This is a genomic window from Streptomyces sp. 8N616, assembly GCF_052246385.1.
GTDB lineage: Bacteria > Actinomycetota > Actinomycetes > Streptomycetales > Streptomycetaceae > Streptomyces.
The window spans coordinates 55307-70236 of the sequence record NZ_JBQQBY010000035.1; the positions used below are offsets into that span (position 1 = coordinate 55307).

A 14930-nucleotide genomic window follows, 5' to 3' on the forward strand; every position below is an offset into this window, starting at 1 on the left:
TTATGTGTGGAGTTGTCGGCTTTCTGAAGAGCGGCCTGTCCCAGGTCGAGCGAATCGAGAAGTTACGACGGGGCATCAGGGCGGTCGCCCACCGCGGACCCGAGGAAGCCGGAATATACGACGACGGCGACCTCACGCTGGGCACGACCCGGCTGTCGGTCATCGACCCGGAGCTGGGCCATCAGCCCATGATCACCAATGACGGCCGGTTCGTCGCCGGCTTCAACGGCGAGGTGTTCAACTACCTGGAACTGCGCGCCGAGCTGGAAGGCCACGGCATCGAGTTCGCGACCAAGTCCGACACCGAGGTGCTGCTGAAGAGCCTGGCCTACTGGGGCCTTGAGGCACTGGACCGGCTGAACGGGCAGTTCGGGTTCGCCTTCTACGACCGGGTGCGCAAAGAACTGCTGCTCGGCCGGGACCCGCTCGGGGAGCGGCCGCTGTTCTACACCGAGCAGGCCGGCACGACGTTCTTCGCGTCCGAGATCAAGGCGCTCTTCGCGTTCCCGCAGGTGCGCCGCGAGCTGTCCCCCTCCGGGCTGCGGCAGACCAGCAGGTACTGGACTCCCATCCCGGGACAGACCTGCTTCGCCGGGATCCGGAGCGTGCCACCCGGCCATGTCCTCATCGTGCGGCCCGAGGGTGCACAACTGCGGAACTACTACCGGATCCCCGTGGACCGGGGCCCCGACCACCAGCCGGAGTTCGGCTTCGAGGAGGCGAAGGAACGGCTGCGCTCGACGCTCGACCAGGCGGTGCGGTTCCGGCTGCGGGGCGACTATCCGCTCGGCGTGTTCCTCAGCGGAGGTCTGGACTCCTCCATCATCGCCTCGATCGTCCGTCAGCACGTGCCGGAAGAACTGCCGTCCTTCTCGATCCGCGTGCCTGACAAGGGGGTCGACGAGACGCGCCACCAGGAGGTGATGACGGCCCGGCTGGGCACGCGGCACTCCACGGTCATGGTGACCGGCGACGACATCCGCCAGCGGTTCCCGGATCTGGTCTACCGGTGCGAGGTCCCGCTGCACCGCAGCTCCCCGGTCGCCTGCCGGATGGTGGCCGAGCTGGTCGGGCAGTCCGGTGTGCGGATCGTGCTCGGGGGAGAGGGCGCCGACGAGGCCTTCCTGGGCTACGACATCATCAAGGAGTCCAAGGTTCTGGAAGCCTGTCTGGACGAGGGTTTCGACCGGGAGCAGGAGCGGGCGCTGGACGAGGCCCTCGACGACCTGCTGTACACCGACCCGACAGCAGCCGCAGAGATCCTGCGGTTCTTCGCCAAGAACCGGACCAGCGAATCCTTCGACCTCGGCACGCACCTGCGCCGCTTCGAGTCCGAACTGGCCGGTGAACTGATCTCCGGTAACGGCGACATCGTCGACGACGACCGCCGGCTGCTGGCCTGGATGCGGCCCCGGGTCGATGGTCTTGCCACGGACAACCTCGTCGGCAAGGCCCAGTGGCTGGACTTCCAGACGCTGCTCATCGGTTACGGCATGACCTGCCAGGCCGACCGGCCCGGCGCGGGCTGCGGCATCGAGTCGCGCTTCCCGTTCATGGACCGGGACGTGATCGACTTCGCGGCCACGCTGCCGAGGGAATGGAAGCTCAAGGGACTCACCAGGGAGAAGTACGTCCTGCGCGAGGCTTACGCGGCCCTGCTGCCCGGACAGATCACGCGCCGGCCCAAGTTCGGCATGCGTATCCCCGGCGTGGAGTCGCTGCTGCCGCGCGGCACTGGCGACTGGGTGGATGAGATCCTCTCGCCGACGCATCTGCGGTCCTCGTCCGTGCTCGACGAACTCGGGGTCCGGCGGCTGGTCGACCGGGTGCGTGCCTGCGACGGCGGCAGGATCCCGTTCCCGTTGAACCACGCCTACATGCGCGTGCTCAGCATCCTGTTGCTGGAGCAGCGGTACACGGTGGACTTCGAGGTTCCGCACGTGGACATCGACCGGATCCTGGTCAAGAACATCGACGGCACACGGACTCCGATCGTCGCCGGCCGAGGAATCTGATGATGGGTCAGCTGAGCGCGATCGGGCACGCGGTTCTCGCCGAACTGGACCGGTACCGGGAGGCCACACGCCGGGGCGATGCGCCGGTGGTCTCTGCCATGACCATCGACGAGGTCGCCGAAAAGCTCGGGCTGCAGCAGTGGATGGACCGTGGCGACATGGGCGTGACCGAGCTGGTCTCCTTCGTGTCGCACTACTGCGAGCTCGCCACCAACCTCAACCATCCGCGCTACATGGCCCATCAGCTCGCGCCCACCGACACGCCCGCCGTGATCGCCGATCTGATCAACTCGGTGACCAACAACACGACGCTGATCTATGAGATGGGCCCGGGAGGGTCCGCGGTGGACCGGGCCGTGTGCGACTGGATGCTCGCCAAGATCGGCTGGAGCGGTACCGGCGGCTCCACGCTGACCAGCGGCGGCACGCTGGGCAACCTGATCGCCCTGCTGGCGGCCCGGTCGTACGGCTGCCCCGGCAGCTGGCGGGACGGTAACCCGCCGGACCTGACCGTACTGGCCGCGCCGAGCAGCCACTACTCGGTGCGCAGGAGCGTCGCGGTCATGGGGTTGGGCGAGTCCGCTCTGTGGCCGCTGGAGACCGACCGATGGGGCCGGATCGACCTCGACCGCCTGCCCGCCGCCATCGCCGCGGCGCGCGACCGAGGGCGGCGCCCGATCGCCTTGGTGGGGACGGCGTGCGTCACCGCGTCCGGGCTCCACGACGCGCTGGAGCCACTGGCCGACCTGTGCCGGGACGAGGGGATCTGGTTCCACGTGGACGGCGCGCACGGCGCGGCCGCGCTGTTGTCGCCCCGGCGGCGCGGTCGGCTGGCCGGCATCGAGCGGGCCAACTCCGTGTCGTGGGACGCCCACAAGATGCTGCGCACCTCCACCCTGTGCACCGGCGTCCTGTTCCGTGAGCGGGACTTCCTCGACGGCCTGTTCCAGCAGCAGGCCAGATACCTGTTCCGGGACGAATCTGTGGATCTGGACTGGGGACAGCGCAGCTTCGAGACGACCAAGCCGGTGCTGGGCCTGAAGTTGTTCCTGACCCTGGCCTGCCGCGGTGAGCAGGCCCTTGGCGAGTACGTGGACCAGCAGTACGCCAAGGCCGAACTGCTGTGGGAACTGATCGACCAGCGACCCGACTTCTCGTGCCCATACCGTCCGGAGAGCAACGTGATGTGCTTCCGCTACCTCCCGGCCGGCGCCGACCAGGAGCGGGTGCGGCAACGGCTCCGCAGCGCGGGCCGGTTCCACCTGTCCTCGACCCGACTCGACGGCGAGGAGTACCTGCGGGTGTCGCTGATGTCCCCGTACACCGGGCCGACCGAGCTGCGCGAGCTGCTCGACGCGATCGCCGGCTGCGGCGTGGACGCGAAGTGAGAGGACTCCGCGTGGTGCTGGTCCTGGTGCCCAGTGCGGGCCGGGTGCACGCCGCGAAGACACTGCAAGGAATGGAGACATCATGGCAACGCCGATACTCGCGCACACCGGGTCGCAACTGGCGGCCGCGCTGCACCCGTCGCGTCCCGGTGACCTCGCGCTGGTCATGACGATGGGCGCGCTGCACGATGGGCACGCGGCCCTGATTCGCGCCGCTCGGCAGCGCGCAGCCACCGTGGTGGTGAGCATCTTCGTCAACAATCTGCAGTTCGCGCCCACCGAGGACATCGACCGCTACCCGCGCACGCTGGACGCGGACCTGCAGGTGTGTGAACGGGAGGGGGCCGACATCGTCTTCGCTCCGTCAGTGGCCGAGGTGTATCCCACCGGCGAGTCGTACGTGCGGGTCGTGCCGGGGCCGGTGGGCGGCATTCACGAGGGCGCGCTGCGCCCGGCGTTTCTCCCCGGTGTGCTCACCGTCGTCGCCAAGTTCTTCCACGTGGTCCGGCCGGACCTGGCCTTCTTCGGGGAGAAGGACGCCCAGCAGCTGGTCGCGGTGCGTCGCATGGTCGCCGACCTCGACTTCCCCGTGGAGATCGTCGCCGTGCCCGCCGTCCGCGAACCGGACGGGCTGGTGAAGGCCAGCCGCAATGTCTACCTGTCGCCGGCGGAGCGGCGCACCGCGCTGACGATGTCGAAGTCGCTGATGGCAGGGAAGGCGGAAGCGTCCAACGGACCGCAAGCGGTCCTCAAGGCCACGCGGGACGTGCTCGACCGGGGGGCACGGCTGGATCCCCCGCTGCTGGTCAAGTCGCTGGTGCTGGTCGACGAGGCGACTTTCGAGGAGGTCCCCGACCAGTTCACCGGCGGGGCGATCCTCGCGCTGGCCGCCGGGGTCGGCGACACGCATCTGGTCGACAGCGTGCCCCTGGCGATCCGCGGGGCGGCCGGACGCGAGCCACGAAGTGCCGTGCGCCGGCAATCGTCCATGCCCGCGGCGCGGGCCTTCCCCGCCTCGCAAGCCCTGGAGGCCTGACGTGTTCCGCACCATGCTCAACACAAAGGAGAACATGATCACCGAGGTTGTGGACGCGGCGATGCGCCGTGCCCGCGCCGCCCAATCGGAAGCGGCATCGTGGACCCAGGAAAGCGTTGACGAGATCGTGTCCGCGGTCGCTTGGCAGTGCTATCGGGAGGACAACGCACGGCGGCTCGCCGTGCTCAGCCATTCCGAGACATCCCTGGGCGATCCGGAGCACCTTTACGCGCTGCAGCGGCGACGGGTCCTCGGGGTAGCCCGCGATTTGCACGGTGAGCGAACCGCGGGAGTCGTGGAGGACCTGCCGGAACTGGGCCTGCGCAAGCTCGCCAAGCCGCTGGGGGTGATCGCCGTGGCGACGCCGGCCACCGCGCCCGCGCCCGGGATCATCTGCAACGCGCTGCCGATGCTCAAGACGCGCAATGCGGCGATCTTCACCCCGAACCCACGAGCGGCCGGCACGGCCAGGGAAACGATCCAACTCATCCGGGGTGCGCTCGCCGAGGTCGGTGCTCCGCCGGACCTCGTCCAGTGCCTGGAGGCCACGGGCAGGGCGGCGAGTACCGAGCTGATGGCCGCGGCGGACTACGTGGTCGCCATAGGCGGTGCCGGAACAGTGCGCCGCGCCTACAAAAGCGGGACCCCGACGATCGGCGCGGGGGTGGGAAACCCTACGGTCGTCGTGGACGAAACCGCCGACGTGACGGACGCGTGCGAGAAGATCGTGACGGGAGCCGGCTACAACAACGGCACGCCGTGCTCGTCGGAAAGCAACGTACTGGTCCACGCGTCGATCGCTGACCGATTCTCCACCGCGCTGGTCGACCGGGGCGCTCGTATGTGCACGGAAGAGGAGACCGCCCGACTGCGCACCCTGCTCTGGCCCGACGGCACGGCGCTGAACCGGGAAGCGATAGGCCGTCCGGCGCCGGAACTCGCAGACATGGCCGGAATACCCGTGGAGCAGCCGGAAAAGATGGCGCTCCTGGTGCTTGCGAGCAGTGATCCGGGACGAGATGACCCCATTCTGCGGGAGAAACTCGCACCCGTGCTGACGTTCTCCGTCTTCGACGATTTCTCGCAGGCCGTGGAACTGGTACAGCTTCTGGCGGACCGCTGCGGTCGCGGCCACAGCTGCGGCATCTACAGCAACCGGCCGGACCGGGTGGCGCAGCTCGCAGAGGCGGTGGACACCTGTCGGGTGGTGGTGAACCAGTCGACCATGACCAACACGGGAAGCTTCGAGAGCGGCGTGCCGTTCACGACGACGCTTTCCAGCGGGAGCTGGGGCGGATGCAGCACCTCGGGGAACATCACATGGCGCCACTTCCTCAACTACACGCTGATATCCCACCCGATTCCAGCGCGGTTCCCGGATGAGAGGGTGCTGTTCGGCAGGCACTGGCAAGAGCATCACCGACAGCGCTGAAGCCTTACGAACCCAGGATCGCCCGTCCCCGGGCGATCCTGGGTTCGTAAGGCTTCAGGCGCCCGTCGGCGGGGTGTGCAGCAGGTCTACCCGGTCATGCGCCCGCGGGCACGCGCACGTTCGTACGTCGGGCAGCGCGGTGACGACCAGCCGCAGCAGGTCGCGAAGCTTGCCCACGTTCTCCGCGAAGACACGCAGGACGTCCTCGTGCGCCACCGCCGAGTCGGCGTCGATGCCTGCGTCGAGGTCGGTCACGAGGGCGACCGAGGTGTAGCACAGGCCTATCTCGCGGGCGAGTACGGCTTCGGGATGGCCGGTCATGTTGACCAGGGACCAGCCTTGCCGTGCGCACCACTGGGACTCCGCCCGGGTGGAGAACCGAGGCCCCTCGATGACGACCATGGTGCCGCCGTCGACGACGGGGAAGGCGCCCTCCGCGGCCGCCTTCAGGACGGCGGAGCGACCGCTCGGGCAGTAGGGGTCGGCGAAGGTGACGTGCACCGCGTCCTCGTCGAAGTACGTCTGGATGCGGCCGGCGGTGCGGTCGACGAGCTGGTCGGGCACCACGACCGCGCCCGGGCCCAGCTCTGGGCGCAACGAGCCCACCGCGCACGGCCCGATGACCTGGCCGACGCCGACCGCGCGCAGGGCCCACAGGTTGGCGCGATAGTTGATCCGATGCGGCGGAAAGCGGTGGTCGCGACCGTGCCGAGGCAGGAAGGCCACCGGCCGCCCCTGGACACTGCCGATGACCACCCGGTCCGAGGGATCCCCATACGGGGTGGTGACCGTGACCTCCTCTGCCTCGTCCAGGAACGAGTAGAAGCCGGTTCCGCCGATGACGGCGATGTCCGCCTGTGGGTACGGGTTCATGAACACTCCCAATCTTCTGGATTTCCAGTACGCCCGTGCCGTACTCCAGGCCGAGCGAGCGCGACCGGACGGGCCGGGCAACTTGCCTGCCTTCCGCTGCTCAACGGCGAGCGTGCTGGGCGCTGCGCTCGGGCCGGCCGGAGCGCGCCAGGCGGTGCCGCCGTCCGGGGGGCGCACGGTCCGCGGTGGCCACGGCACCCGTCGCCGACGGTGCTCGCCCCGTCAGCTTGCGCGGCAGCAGGAACACCAGACCCACGCAGAGCAAGAAAACGCTCGCGTCGAACAGCAGCGCGCTCTGCAGGGCACGGGAAAAGCTCCGTTTGATGACCAGGGTGGTCGCTGACGCGACCACCTCCCGCACGGCGGGGGCCTGGTCGGCGGGCGCCGAGGCGGCCTCCTGCTGCAGTCGCAGGCAGCTCGCCGGAGTCCGGTACGAATCCGGCTGCTCACCGCGGTCCTGCATGCAGATACGGAAGCGCCCGACGATCCGCTCCTGGAAGTCCGCGGACACGCCGATCGCCCGCAGCTCGGAGCGCACCTGGGGAATCACGTTGTCCGCGCTCATCGCCGACGCGCTGCCCAACTGGCTGAAGAAGACCACGCCGATGAAGGCGACCCCGAGAGCGTTGCTGAACTGCATGACGGAGTTGAGCAGCCCCGAGGACGATCCGCCGTCTTCGAGCGGGACGTCGTGCAAGACGAAGGGGAACAGGACGGACACGATCACGCCCGTGCCGGCACCGCCCAGCGCCATCGCCGGGACGAGCGCCCAGGCGTTGATGTCGTCGCCGCGGAGGCGGACCGTGATGATCAGCAACGTCATGGCGAGAGCGAGCAGGATGGCGCCCAGGGTGAGCAGCCGCCGCCCGAACCGCTTCTGGAGGAGCGGTGCGACCGCGGCCGCGAGCGTGGCGACGAGCGGCCACGCCAGGGATGCCTTGGCCGCGCCCAGCGCGGAGAAGCCGAGCCCGGCCTGCAGGAACAACGCCACAATCAGCAGGAAGGACGAGACGCCGGAGAAGAGCGCGATGGTGACCAGCAGCCCGCCGACGAAGGTGCGGTTCTGCAAGGAGGAGAAGGGGATCAGGGGCATGTTGGCCTTCAGGACCCGGTGCCGGCCCTTCCGGGCGGCCTGTCGCAGGGACTCGTGCGAGGCCAGCAGGAACTCGTAGTGCACGAACAGGCCCAGCACCGGTACCGACAGGATCAGCGCGAGCACGGTCCACGCGGGCCATCCGGTCTCGCTGCCGTGGATCAGCGGGTAGATCAGCAGGACCAGTCCGGTGGAGAGGATCAGCATGCCGATCACATTGAGCCGCGGCGGTCGCGGAAGGCACGACTCGCGGATCAGCCGCGGCCCCATGGCCAGCACCACCAGCCCGATCGGCACGTTGAGCAGGAAGATCGGCCGCCAGTCCAGTCCGAAGAGGTCGAGCTCGATGAGTACCCCCCCGAGCACGTTCGCAAGGATCGGGGCCAGACCGATCACGCTGGTCGCGATCGCGAACGCGCGCTGCCTCTCCTCGGGCGGGAACGCATCGTGGATGATCGCGATGACCTGCGGGACCATCAGGCCGGCCATCGACCCCTGCATCACGCGGGCGCCAACCAGCATCGCGGATGTCTGGGCCACACCGCACAGCAGCGATGCGGCGGTGAATCCGGCCATCCCGGTGAGGAGGATCCGGCGGCGTCCGAAGATGTCCCCGAGCCGCGCGCCCGGGATCAACAGCAGCGAGAAGGACAGCGTGTAGCCCGCGGACATCCACTGCAGTTCGCCGTTGCTGGTGTCCAGACCCTTCTGGATCGACGCCGCGGCGATGTTGATGATGGCGCTGTCCAGAAGATCCATGAAGACGGCGACCAGGGCGACGAAGAACGCCCGCCAGCGGTGCGGGTCCGGGAGTGGATGCGGCGACGGCGCTACGCCGGGCCGGTCATCGTCAAGCGTGCTCATCTCCATGGTGATCTGGCTCCACTTGGGCGGCGGTCGTGTCCGGAGGGGCCGCCGCCGCGACGGTTCGCGTCGGTCGCCCTGGGCCCGAACGGAGGGCCGTCGAACCCCGGTCGGTTCCCGCGGGCTCACGGGTCAGGGCAGCCGCTCCAGCCGCACGGCCTTACCGTCCTCGACCTCCAACAGCACGGCGCCCAGCACGGGCGCGCCGCGCAGCGGCCTGGGGAGCGGTCCGGCGAACGCGTTGCCGCGCTGCTTGAGATTGGCGACGAGAGGCCCGGGGTCGAAACCCTGCACCCCGCCCAATGGGCCGGTCATGCCGACGTCGCAGACCAACGCGGTGCCGCCCGGCAGCAGGTGCATGGGCAGCGTGGGCTCGTGGGTGTGGGTTCCCAGGACCGCGGCCGCCTGGCCGTCGACCGCGTACGCGAAAATCTGTTTCTCGATCACCAGGTCACCGTGGTAGTCCACCAGCACGGTGCTCTCCTTACCGGCCTGCGACCACGAGGGGTATGCGGGCAGGACCTTGCCGTCCAGCGCCTTCACGTGGCGCAGGGCAACGCCGTCCGCGAGGTTGATCACGTTCAGCGGGCCGGCAGCCGTCTCCAGCACGATCTGCCCGCGCCCGGGCACGCCCTCCGCGACGTTCATCGGGCGCACGACCCGCGGGTGGTCGAGGAGTTCGACCGACTCCGCGCTGTCCCACGAGTGGTTTCCACCCGTGATCACGTCGACACCGGCCTGCAGCAGCATGTCGATCTGGGCACGGGCCATGCCGAGCCCATTGGGCGCGCAGTTCTCCGCATTCGCGATGACGGCGTGCGCGCCGTGGCCCGCCCGCAGTTGCGGGACCCGATCGGCCAGATACCGGGCCGCTTCCGCGCCCACGATGTCACCAATGAATATCACGATCACGAATTCGTCTGACCTCTCTTCCCCCGGCTTTCGTGGAAAAGAATCATCGTCTGTGCCCTCGCGCCGCGCATCGCCACATGGTCACATCCGCTTCTACGCCCTTTGTCACAGCCGGGCGTACCGCCTTGCGCCCGCATCCGACGGCCGCCCGGAAAGAGTTGATATCGCTTCAGTGCCGGTGACTAATATGCCGACTCCTGCGCCGCGAGCAATTCATGAGGCACCGCGAGCAATTCATGAGGCTGAGAAGGCAGAACCATGAGTGAAACCGCGCCCCCCGGGCGCCATGACCGCTTCGAGGGACGCGACCGGGCGCCGGCCCGCGCCGCGCTGCATGCCATGGGCCTGTCCAAGGACGACCTGCGCAAGCCTGTGGTCGGCGTCGCGCACTGCTGGATCGGGACGATGCCCTGCAACCTCACGCACCGGGACCTGGCGGCCCGGGTGATCGAGGGCGTGCGCGTGGCGGGCGGGACGCCCATGGAGGTCAACACGGTGGCCGTGTCCGACGTGATCACGATGGGCACCGAGGGCATGAAGACGTCCCTGGTGAGCCGCGAAGTGATCGCCGACTCCATCGAGTTGGTCGCACGCGGCCACGCCTTTGACGCGCTGGTCACGATCGTCGGTTGCGACAAGACGATTCCGGCTGCCGCGATGGCCCACGTCCGGCTCGACCTGCCGAGCGTGATCGTCTACTCCGGTTCGGTACTGCCCGGGCGCTTCCAGGGCCGCGACGTCACGCTGCAGGACGTGTTCGAGGCGGTCGGCAGCAACGCCGTCGGCCGGATGAACGACGAGGAGCTGCTGCAGTTGGAACAGAGCGCCTGCCCCGGACCCGGTGCCTGCGGCGGCCAGTACACGGCGAACACGATGGCGATGGCCATGGAGTTCCTCGGCCTGTCCCCGATCGGCTCGATGGACCCGCCCGCCCTGGACGCCCGCAAGCCGGACGTGTGCCGCGAGGCGGGCGCGCTCGTCCTGCGTGCGCTGGAGCAGCGCCGCACGCCGCGAAGCATCCTGACTCGCGCGTCGTTCGAGAACGCGATCGCCGCCGGCGCAGCCACCGGCGGATCCACCAATCTCGTGCTGCACCTGCTGGCCATCGCCCACGAGGCGGGGATCCCGCTCGCCATCGATGATTTCGACGCGATCAGCTCGCACACGCCGCTGATCGCGGACCTGCGTCCCAGTGGCCGGTACACCGCGGTCGACCTGGACCGGGCCGGCGGAACGCGGCTGGTCGGCCGGCGCCTGCTGGAGGCCGGCGCGCTGCACGGTGAGCAGGTGACGGTGACCGGCAGGACGCTCGCCGCGGAGATCGCGACCGGGACCGTACGGCACGGTCAGGACGTGATTGCGCCGCCGGGGCGGCCGTTGCACCCTACGGGCGGGCTCGTCGTGCTCCGGGGAAACCTCGCACCGGACGGGTGCGTGGTGAAGACCGCCGGCGTCGACCGTCTCGTGCACACCGGTCCTGCACGGGTGTTCGACTGCGAGGAGTCGGCGATGCACGCGGTGCAGAACGGCCGGATCGTCGCAGGAGACGTTGTGGTGATCCGGTACGAGGGCCCCCGGGGAGGGCCCGGCATGCGGGAGATGCTGGGGGTGAGCGCCACGCTCGTGGGCCAGGGCCTGGGGACCGAGGTGGCGCTGGTCACCGACGGCCGGTTCTCCGGCGCGACGCGCGGCCTGATGGCGGGCCACGTGGCTCCCGAAGCCGCGGCTCGAGGTCCGATCGCGGCGCTGCGGGAAGGCGACGCCGTCACTCTCGACATACCCAACCGAATCCTGTCCGTGCATCTGACCGCCGATCAGCTCGCTGCCCGCCTCACCGACTGGACGCCGCGGCCGAGCGGCTGTCCCGGCGGTGTCATGACGAAGTACCGGACGCTGGTCGGATGCGCTTCCCAAGGCGCGGTGACAGTGGCGTGCGAGTGAGGAACCGGGAGGCCAGATGGAAACCAGTACCGGACGCGGTCGACTGTCCGGCAAGACATGCGTGATCACGGGGGCGGCCAGGGGAATCGGCCGCGCCACCGCGCTCCTCTTCGCCCGGGAGGGCGCGCGTCTCGTCCTCGCGGACGTGGACGGCGCCGCGGTGCTGCCCCTGCGCGACGAGTTACGCGACGCCGGGGCCGCGGCCGAGGCCGTCGCCGGGGACGTTTCGGTGCCGGATGACGCGCGGCGCATGGTCGACGCCGCGGGGGAGCACCACGGCCGCATCGACGTCCTGGTGGCGAACGCCGGCATCATCCCGTTGGTGAACGTGGTGGACGCGACGCCGGAGGACTGGGACCGGGTGCTCGCGGTCGACGGCCGCGGCATGTTCCTCACCTGCAAGTACGCGATCGAGGCGATGCTGGAGGCCGGCGGCGGGACGATCGTGTGTCTCTCCTCGATCTCCGGCCTCGCGGGTCAGGCCAGGCAAAGCACCTACGGCCCGGCCAAGTTCGTGGCGTCCGGGCTCACCAAGCACCTGGCCGTGGAATGGGCCGACCGTGGGATCCGCGTCAACGCCGTTGCGCCGGGCACCATCGAGACCGACCGGGTGCGCCGACTGTGCAGCGAGCCGGGCGGCCCCGAGTACCTGAACACGATGGCCCGCGCCCATCCGATGGGGCGCCTCGGGCGGCCCGAGGAAGTGGCGAACGCGATCCTTTTTCTGGCCTCGGACGAGGCGTCGTTCATTACTGGCGTGGTACTTCCGGTCGACGGCGGCTATCTGGCCAGGTGAGCGGCCGCCCGAAGGTCGTAGCGCGGAATGTGACCTTTCACCGATGCGCTGTCGCCGCTGTCATCGCAAGAATTCCTTATCGCCCAACACGGGGCGGCCATACCGATTTCGCTGATTCCAGAACCCGCATTGCCCCCCGAAGGAGAAGCACATGACAGGCCCCCTTATCGCGTACCTTTCCGACGTCGGCGTGGCCGATGAGGCACACGCCCTGGGCAAGGGGCTCATGCACCGCATCTGTCCGGACGTGACGGTCGTCGACATCACCCACCAGGTGACGCCCTTCGACGTGGCTGAGGGAGCGCTGTGTCTTGAGGACGTGCCGGACTTCTTTCCGGCATCCACGATTATCTGCGCCTACGTCTATCCCGAGACCGGCACGGAGACCGGCGCGATCGCGGTGCGCAATGAGAAGGGCCAGCTGCTCGTCGGCCCGAACAACGGCCTGCTCACCTACGCCGTCGAGGCCGTTCCGGTGCAGGAGGCGTACGAGGTCACCGCGCCGGAGGTGATGAACACGCCCGTCACTCCGACCTGGCACGGAAGGGACGTGGTGGTGGCGTGCGCGGCACACCTCGCAGCCGGGGTTCCGCTGGAGACGGTGGGACCCAAGATCGAGGCGGAGCAGATCGTCCGGCTGCCTCACGCGCCGGTGACCGTCACCCCCGACGGGATCCGGGCCTCGGTCGTACGGATCGACAAGCAGTTCGGCAACGTGTGGACCAACATCCCGCAGGACGTGCTCGATGACGGCGGCGACCTCGCCGGCAGGAAAATCCGCCTGGTGGCGGACGGCACGGTGCTGGACGTCCCGTTCCACCGCACGTTCGGCGAGGTCGGTGTGCGGGATCCGCTGGCCTACGTCAACAGCCGGGGACGGCTGGCCTTTGGCCTGAACCAGGGCAGCTTCCTGCAGAGTTACCCGTTGACGCCCGGGACGGAGCTGACGGTCGAGGTCATCTGACCAGCCCGCGCAGCCACGAAGCCCCGCCGCCGCCGGAGATCCCGGCGGCGGCGGCCCCTCATCCAGAGAAGGTCCACGATGGCACGACCCGTCCCCAGGCTCATCCCGCTGCTGATTGCGCTGCTCACCCTCGGCGCTGGCGCCCTGACCTCTGCCGGCTGCTCCGCCGGGTCCGGCGGGGCCTCCGCGTCCGGCGCCCGTGACCGGCTCGCGATCGGGTTCGCCGCCGAGCCGGCGAACCTGGACTTCACCCGTACCGACGGTGCCGCGATCCCCGAGGCATTACTGGTCAACGTCTACGAGGGGCTGGTCAAGGTGGACCAGAAGGGCGCGGTCCGGCCGCTCCTCGCCCGGTCCTGGACCGTCAGCCCCGACCGCAAGACCTACGACTTCACACTGCAGAAGGGGGTCGTGTTCAGCAACGGCAAGAGATTCACCGCCGATGACGTGAAGTTCAGCATCGAGCGGGTCAAGTCCTCGGCGTGGACCGTGTCGCTGAAGAAGGCCATGGACGTCGTCGAGTCGGTGCAGGTGGTCTCGCCCACCGAGGTCAAGGTGGTCCTGGCCCGCCCGAGCAACGACTGGCTGTTCCAGATGACGACCCGGGTCGGCGCCATGTTCTCCCGCAACGGCGTCTCCGACCTGGCGAACAAGCCGATCGGGACCGGTCCCTACGTGCTGGACGCATGGCGACGGGGCGACTCGATCGCGCTCCGCGCGAACCCCAGGTACTGGGGTGCGAAGCCGTCGCTGAAGACGGTCACCCTGAAGTACTTCAAGGATCCGACCGCGCTGAACAACGCCCTCCAGACCGGCGGCATCGATGTGATCTCCGCGGTACAGACCCCGGATGCGCTCCAGCAGTTCGACACCGACAGGTTCCAGGTCGTGGAAGGCACGACGAACGGCGAGGTTCTCCTGTCGCTGAACTCCTCGCGGCCGCCGCTGAACGACAAGCGGGTCCGGCAGGCGATCAACCACGCAGTCGACCGGAAGGCGCTGCTGGACGTCGCCTGGGCGGGCCGCGGCAGGCTCATCGGCAGCATGGTGCCGCCGCACGACCCGTGGTACGAGGATCTCTCCCGGATGTACCCGTACGACCCCGACAAGGCCCGGCGGCTGCTCGCGGAGGCGGGCAAACCACGGCTCGACCTCCGGTTCCGGATCCCGAACCTGCCGTACGCCCTGTCCGCCGCCCAGGTGGTCAAGTCCCAACTGGCACGGGTGGGCATCGCGGCGGACATCGAGCCCCTGGAGTTCCCCGCCCGCTGGCTGGATCTCGTGTTCACCCGGGCCGACTACGACATGTCGCTGATCAATCACATCGAGCCGCGCGACATCGTGACGTTCGGCGACCCCGACTTCTACTGGCGCTACGACAACCCCCGGGTCAGGCGGCAGCTGGCCGATGCGGTCCGGGCCGACGAGAAGGGCTACGTACAGGGCATGCGAAAAGTCGCCCGGAGTATCGCCGAGGACGCCGCGGCCGCCTGGCTGTACCTCGCGCCGAACCTCATCGTGGCCGGGCAGGACGTGAAGGGACTGCCGAGGAACCGCGTCAGCGAGTCGTTCGACCTGACCGCGCTGAGGGTCTCGTCGTGAGCCGGGATCCGCGG

General features: G+C 69.1%; 11 protein-coding genes. 8 read left to right on the forward strand and 3 right to left on the reverse strand.

From position 1 onward, the window contains the following. Positions 1–2: 2 nt before the first annotated feature. The 4 genes from asnB to ACTWQC_RS27555 all read left to right on the forward strand — a co-directional run bounded on the left by asnB (position 3) and on the right by ACTWQC_RS27555 (position 5871). The gene (asnB, locus tag ACTWQC_RS27540; RefSeq protein WP_443318513.1) at positions 3–2015 is read left to right on the forward strand and encodes an asparagine synthase (glutamine-hydrolyzing); all 2013 of its coding nucleotides are present in this window, start codon (positions 3–5) and stop codon (positions 2013–2015) included. Continuing rightward, positions 2015–3403, forward strand: a complete 1389-nt coding sequence (locus ACTWQC_RS27545) for a pyridoxal phosphate-dependent decarboxylase family protein (protein ID WP_443318514.1) — start codon at positions 2015–2017, stop codon at positions 3401–3403. Before asnB ends, ACTWQC_RS27545 begins: the two co-directional genes overlap by 1 nt. Before the next feature lie 82 nt (positions 3404–3485). Continuing rightward, positions 3486–4439, forward strand: a complete 954-nt coding sequence (gene panC / locus ACTWQC_RS27550) for a pantoate--beta-alanine ligase (RefSeq protein ID WP_443318515.1) — start codon at positions 3486–3488, stop codon at positions 4437–4439. A gap of 1 nt (position 4440) precedes the next feature. Next, positions 4441–5871 (forward strand): aldehyde dehydrogenase family protein, encoded by a 1431-nt coding sequence (locus tag ACTWQC_RS27555; RefSeq protein WP_443318516.1) that lies wholly within the window; start codon positions 4441–4443, stop codon positions 5869–5871. Between the two features lie 54 nt (positions 5872–5925). On the opposite strand, the gene ACTWQC_RS27560 is transcribed toward ACTWQC_RS27555, so the two are convergent. From ACTWQC_RS27560 to ACTWQC_RS27570, 3 genes are all read right to left on the reverse strand, one after another. Continuing rightward, a complete protein-coding gene (locus ACTWQC_RS27560) occupies positions 5926–6744 on the reverse strand; it encodes an S-methyl-5'-thioadenosine phosphorylase (protein ID WP_443318517.1) in 819 nt (272 codons plus the stop codon). A 100-nt stretch (positions 6745–6844) separates the two neighbouring features. Then, positions 6845–8701 (reverse strand): MFS transporter, encoded by a 1857-nt coding sequence (locus tag ACTWQC_RS27565; protein WP_443318518.1) that lies wholly within the window; start codon positions 8699–8701, stop codon positions 6845–6847. 132 nt (positions 8702–8833) lie between these two features. Further along, positions 8834–9613, reverse strand: a complete 780-nt coding sequence (locus ACTWQC_RS27570; RefSeq protein ID WP_443318519.1) for a YmdB family metallophosphoesterase — start codon at positions 9611–9613, stop codon at positions 8834–8836. Positions 9614–9871: 258 nt separating this feature from the next. Between ACTWQC_RS27570 and ilvD the strand changes: the two genes are divergently transcribed. The 4 genes from ilvD (at position 9872) to ACTWQC_RS27590 (ending at position 14916) form a co-directional block, all read left to right on the forward strand. After that, positions 9872–11554 carry a dihydroxy-acid dehydratase gene (ilvD, locus tag ACTWQC_RS27575; RefSeq protein ID WP_443318520.1) on the forward strand — a complete coding sequence of 561 codons (1683 nt, stop codon included), beginning with the start codon at positions 9872–9874 and terminating at the stop codon, positions 11552–11554. Between the two features lie 16 nt (positions 11555–11570). After that, positions 11571–12350, forward strand: a complete 780-nt coding sequence (locus ACTWQC_RS27580) for an SDR family NAD(P)-dependent oxidoreductase (RefSeq protein ID WP_443318521.1) — start codon at positions 11571–11573, stop codon at positions 12348–12350. Between the two features lie 151 nt (positions 12351–12501). After that, positions 12502–13314 carry an SAM hydrolase/SAM-dependent halogenase family protein gene (locus ACTWQC_RS27585; RefSeq protein WP_443318522.1) on the forward strand — a complete coding sequence of 271 codons (813 nt, stop codon included), beginning with the start codon at positions 12502–12504 and terminating at the stop codon, positions 13312–13314. A 78-nt stretch (positions 13315–13392) separates the two neighbouring features. Beyond that, the gene (locus tag ACTWQC_RS27590; RefSeq protein WP_443318523.1) at positions 13393–14916 is read left to right on the forward strand and encodes an ABC transporter substrate-binding protein; all 1524 of its coding nucleotides are present in this window, start codon (positions 13393–13395) and stop codon (positions 14914–14916) included. Positions 14917–14930: the final 14 nt, after the last annotated feature.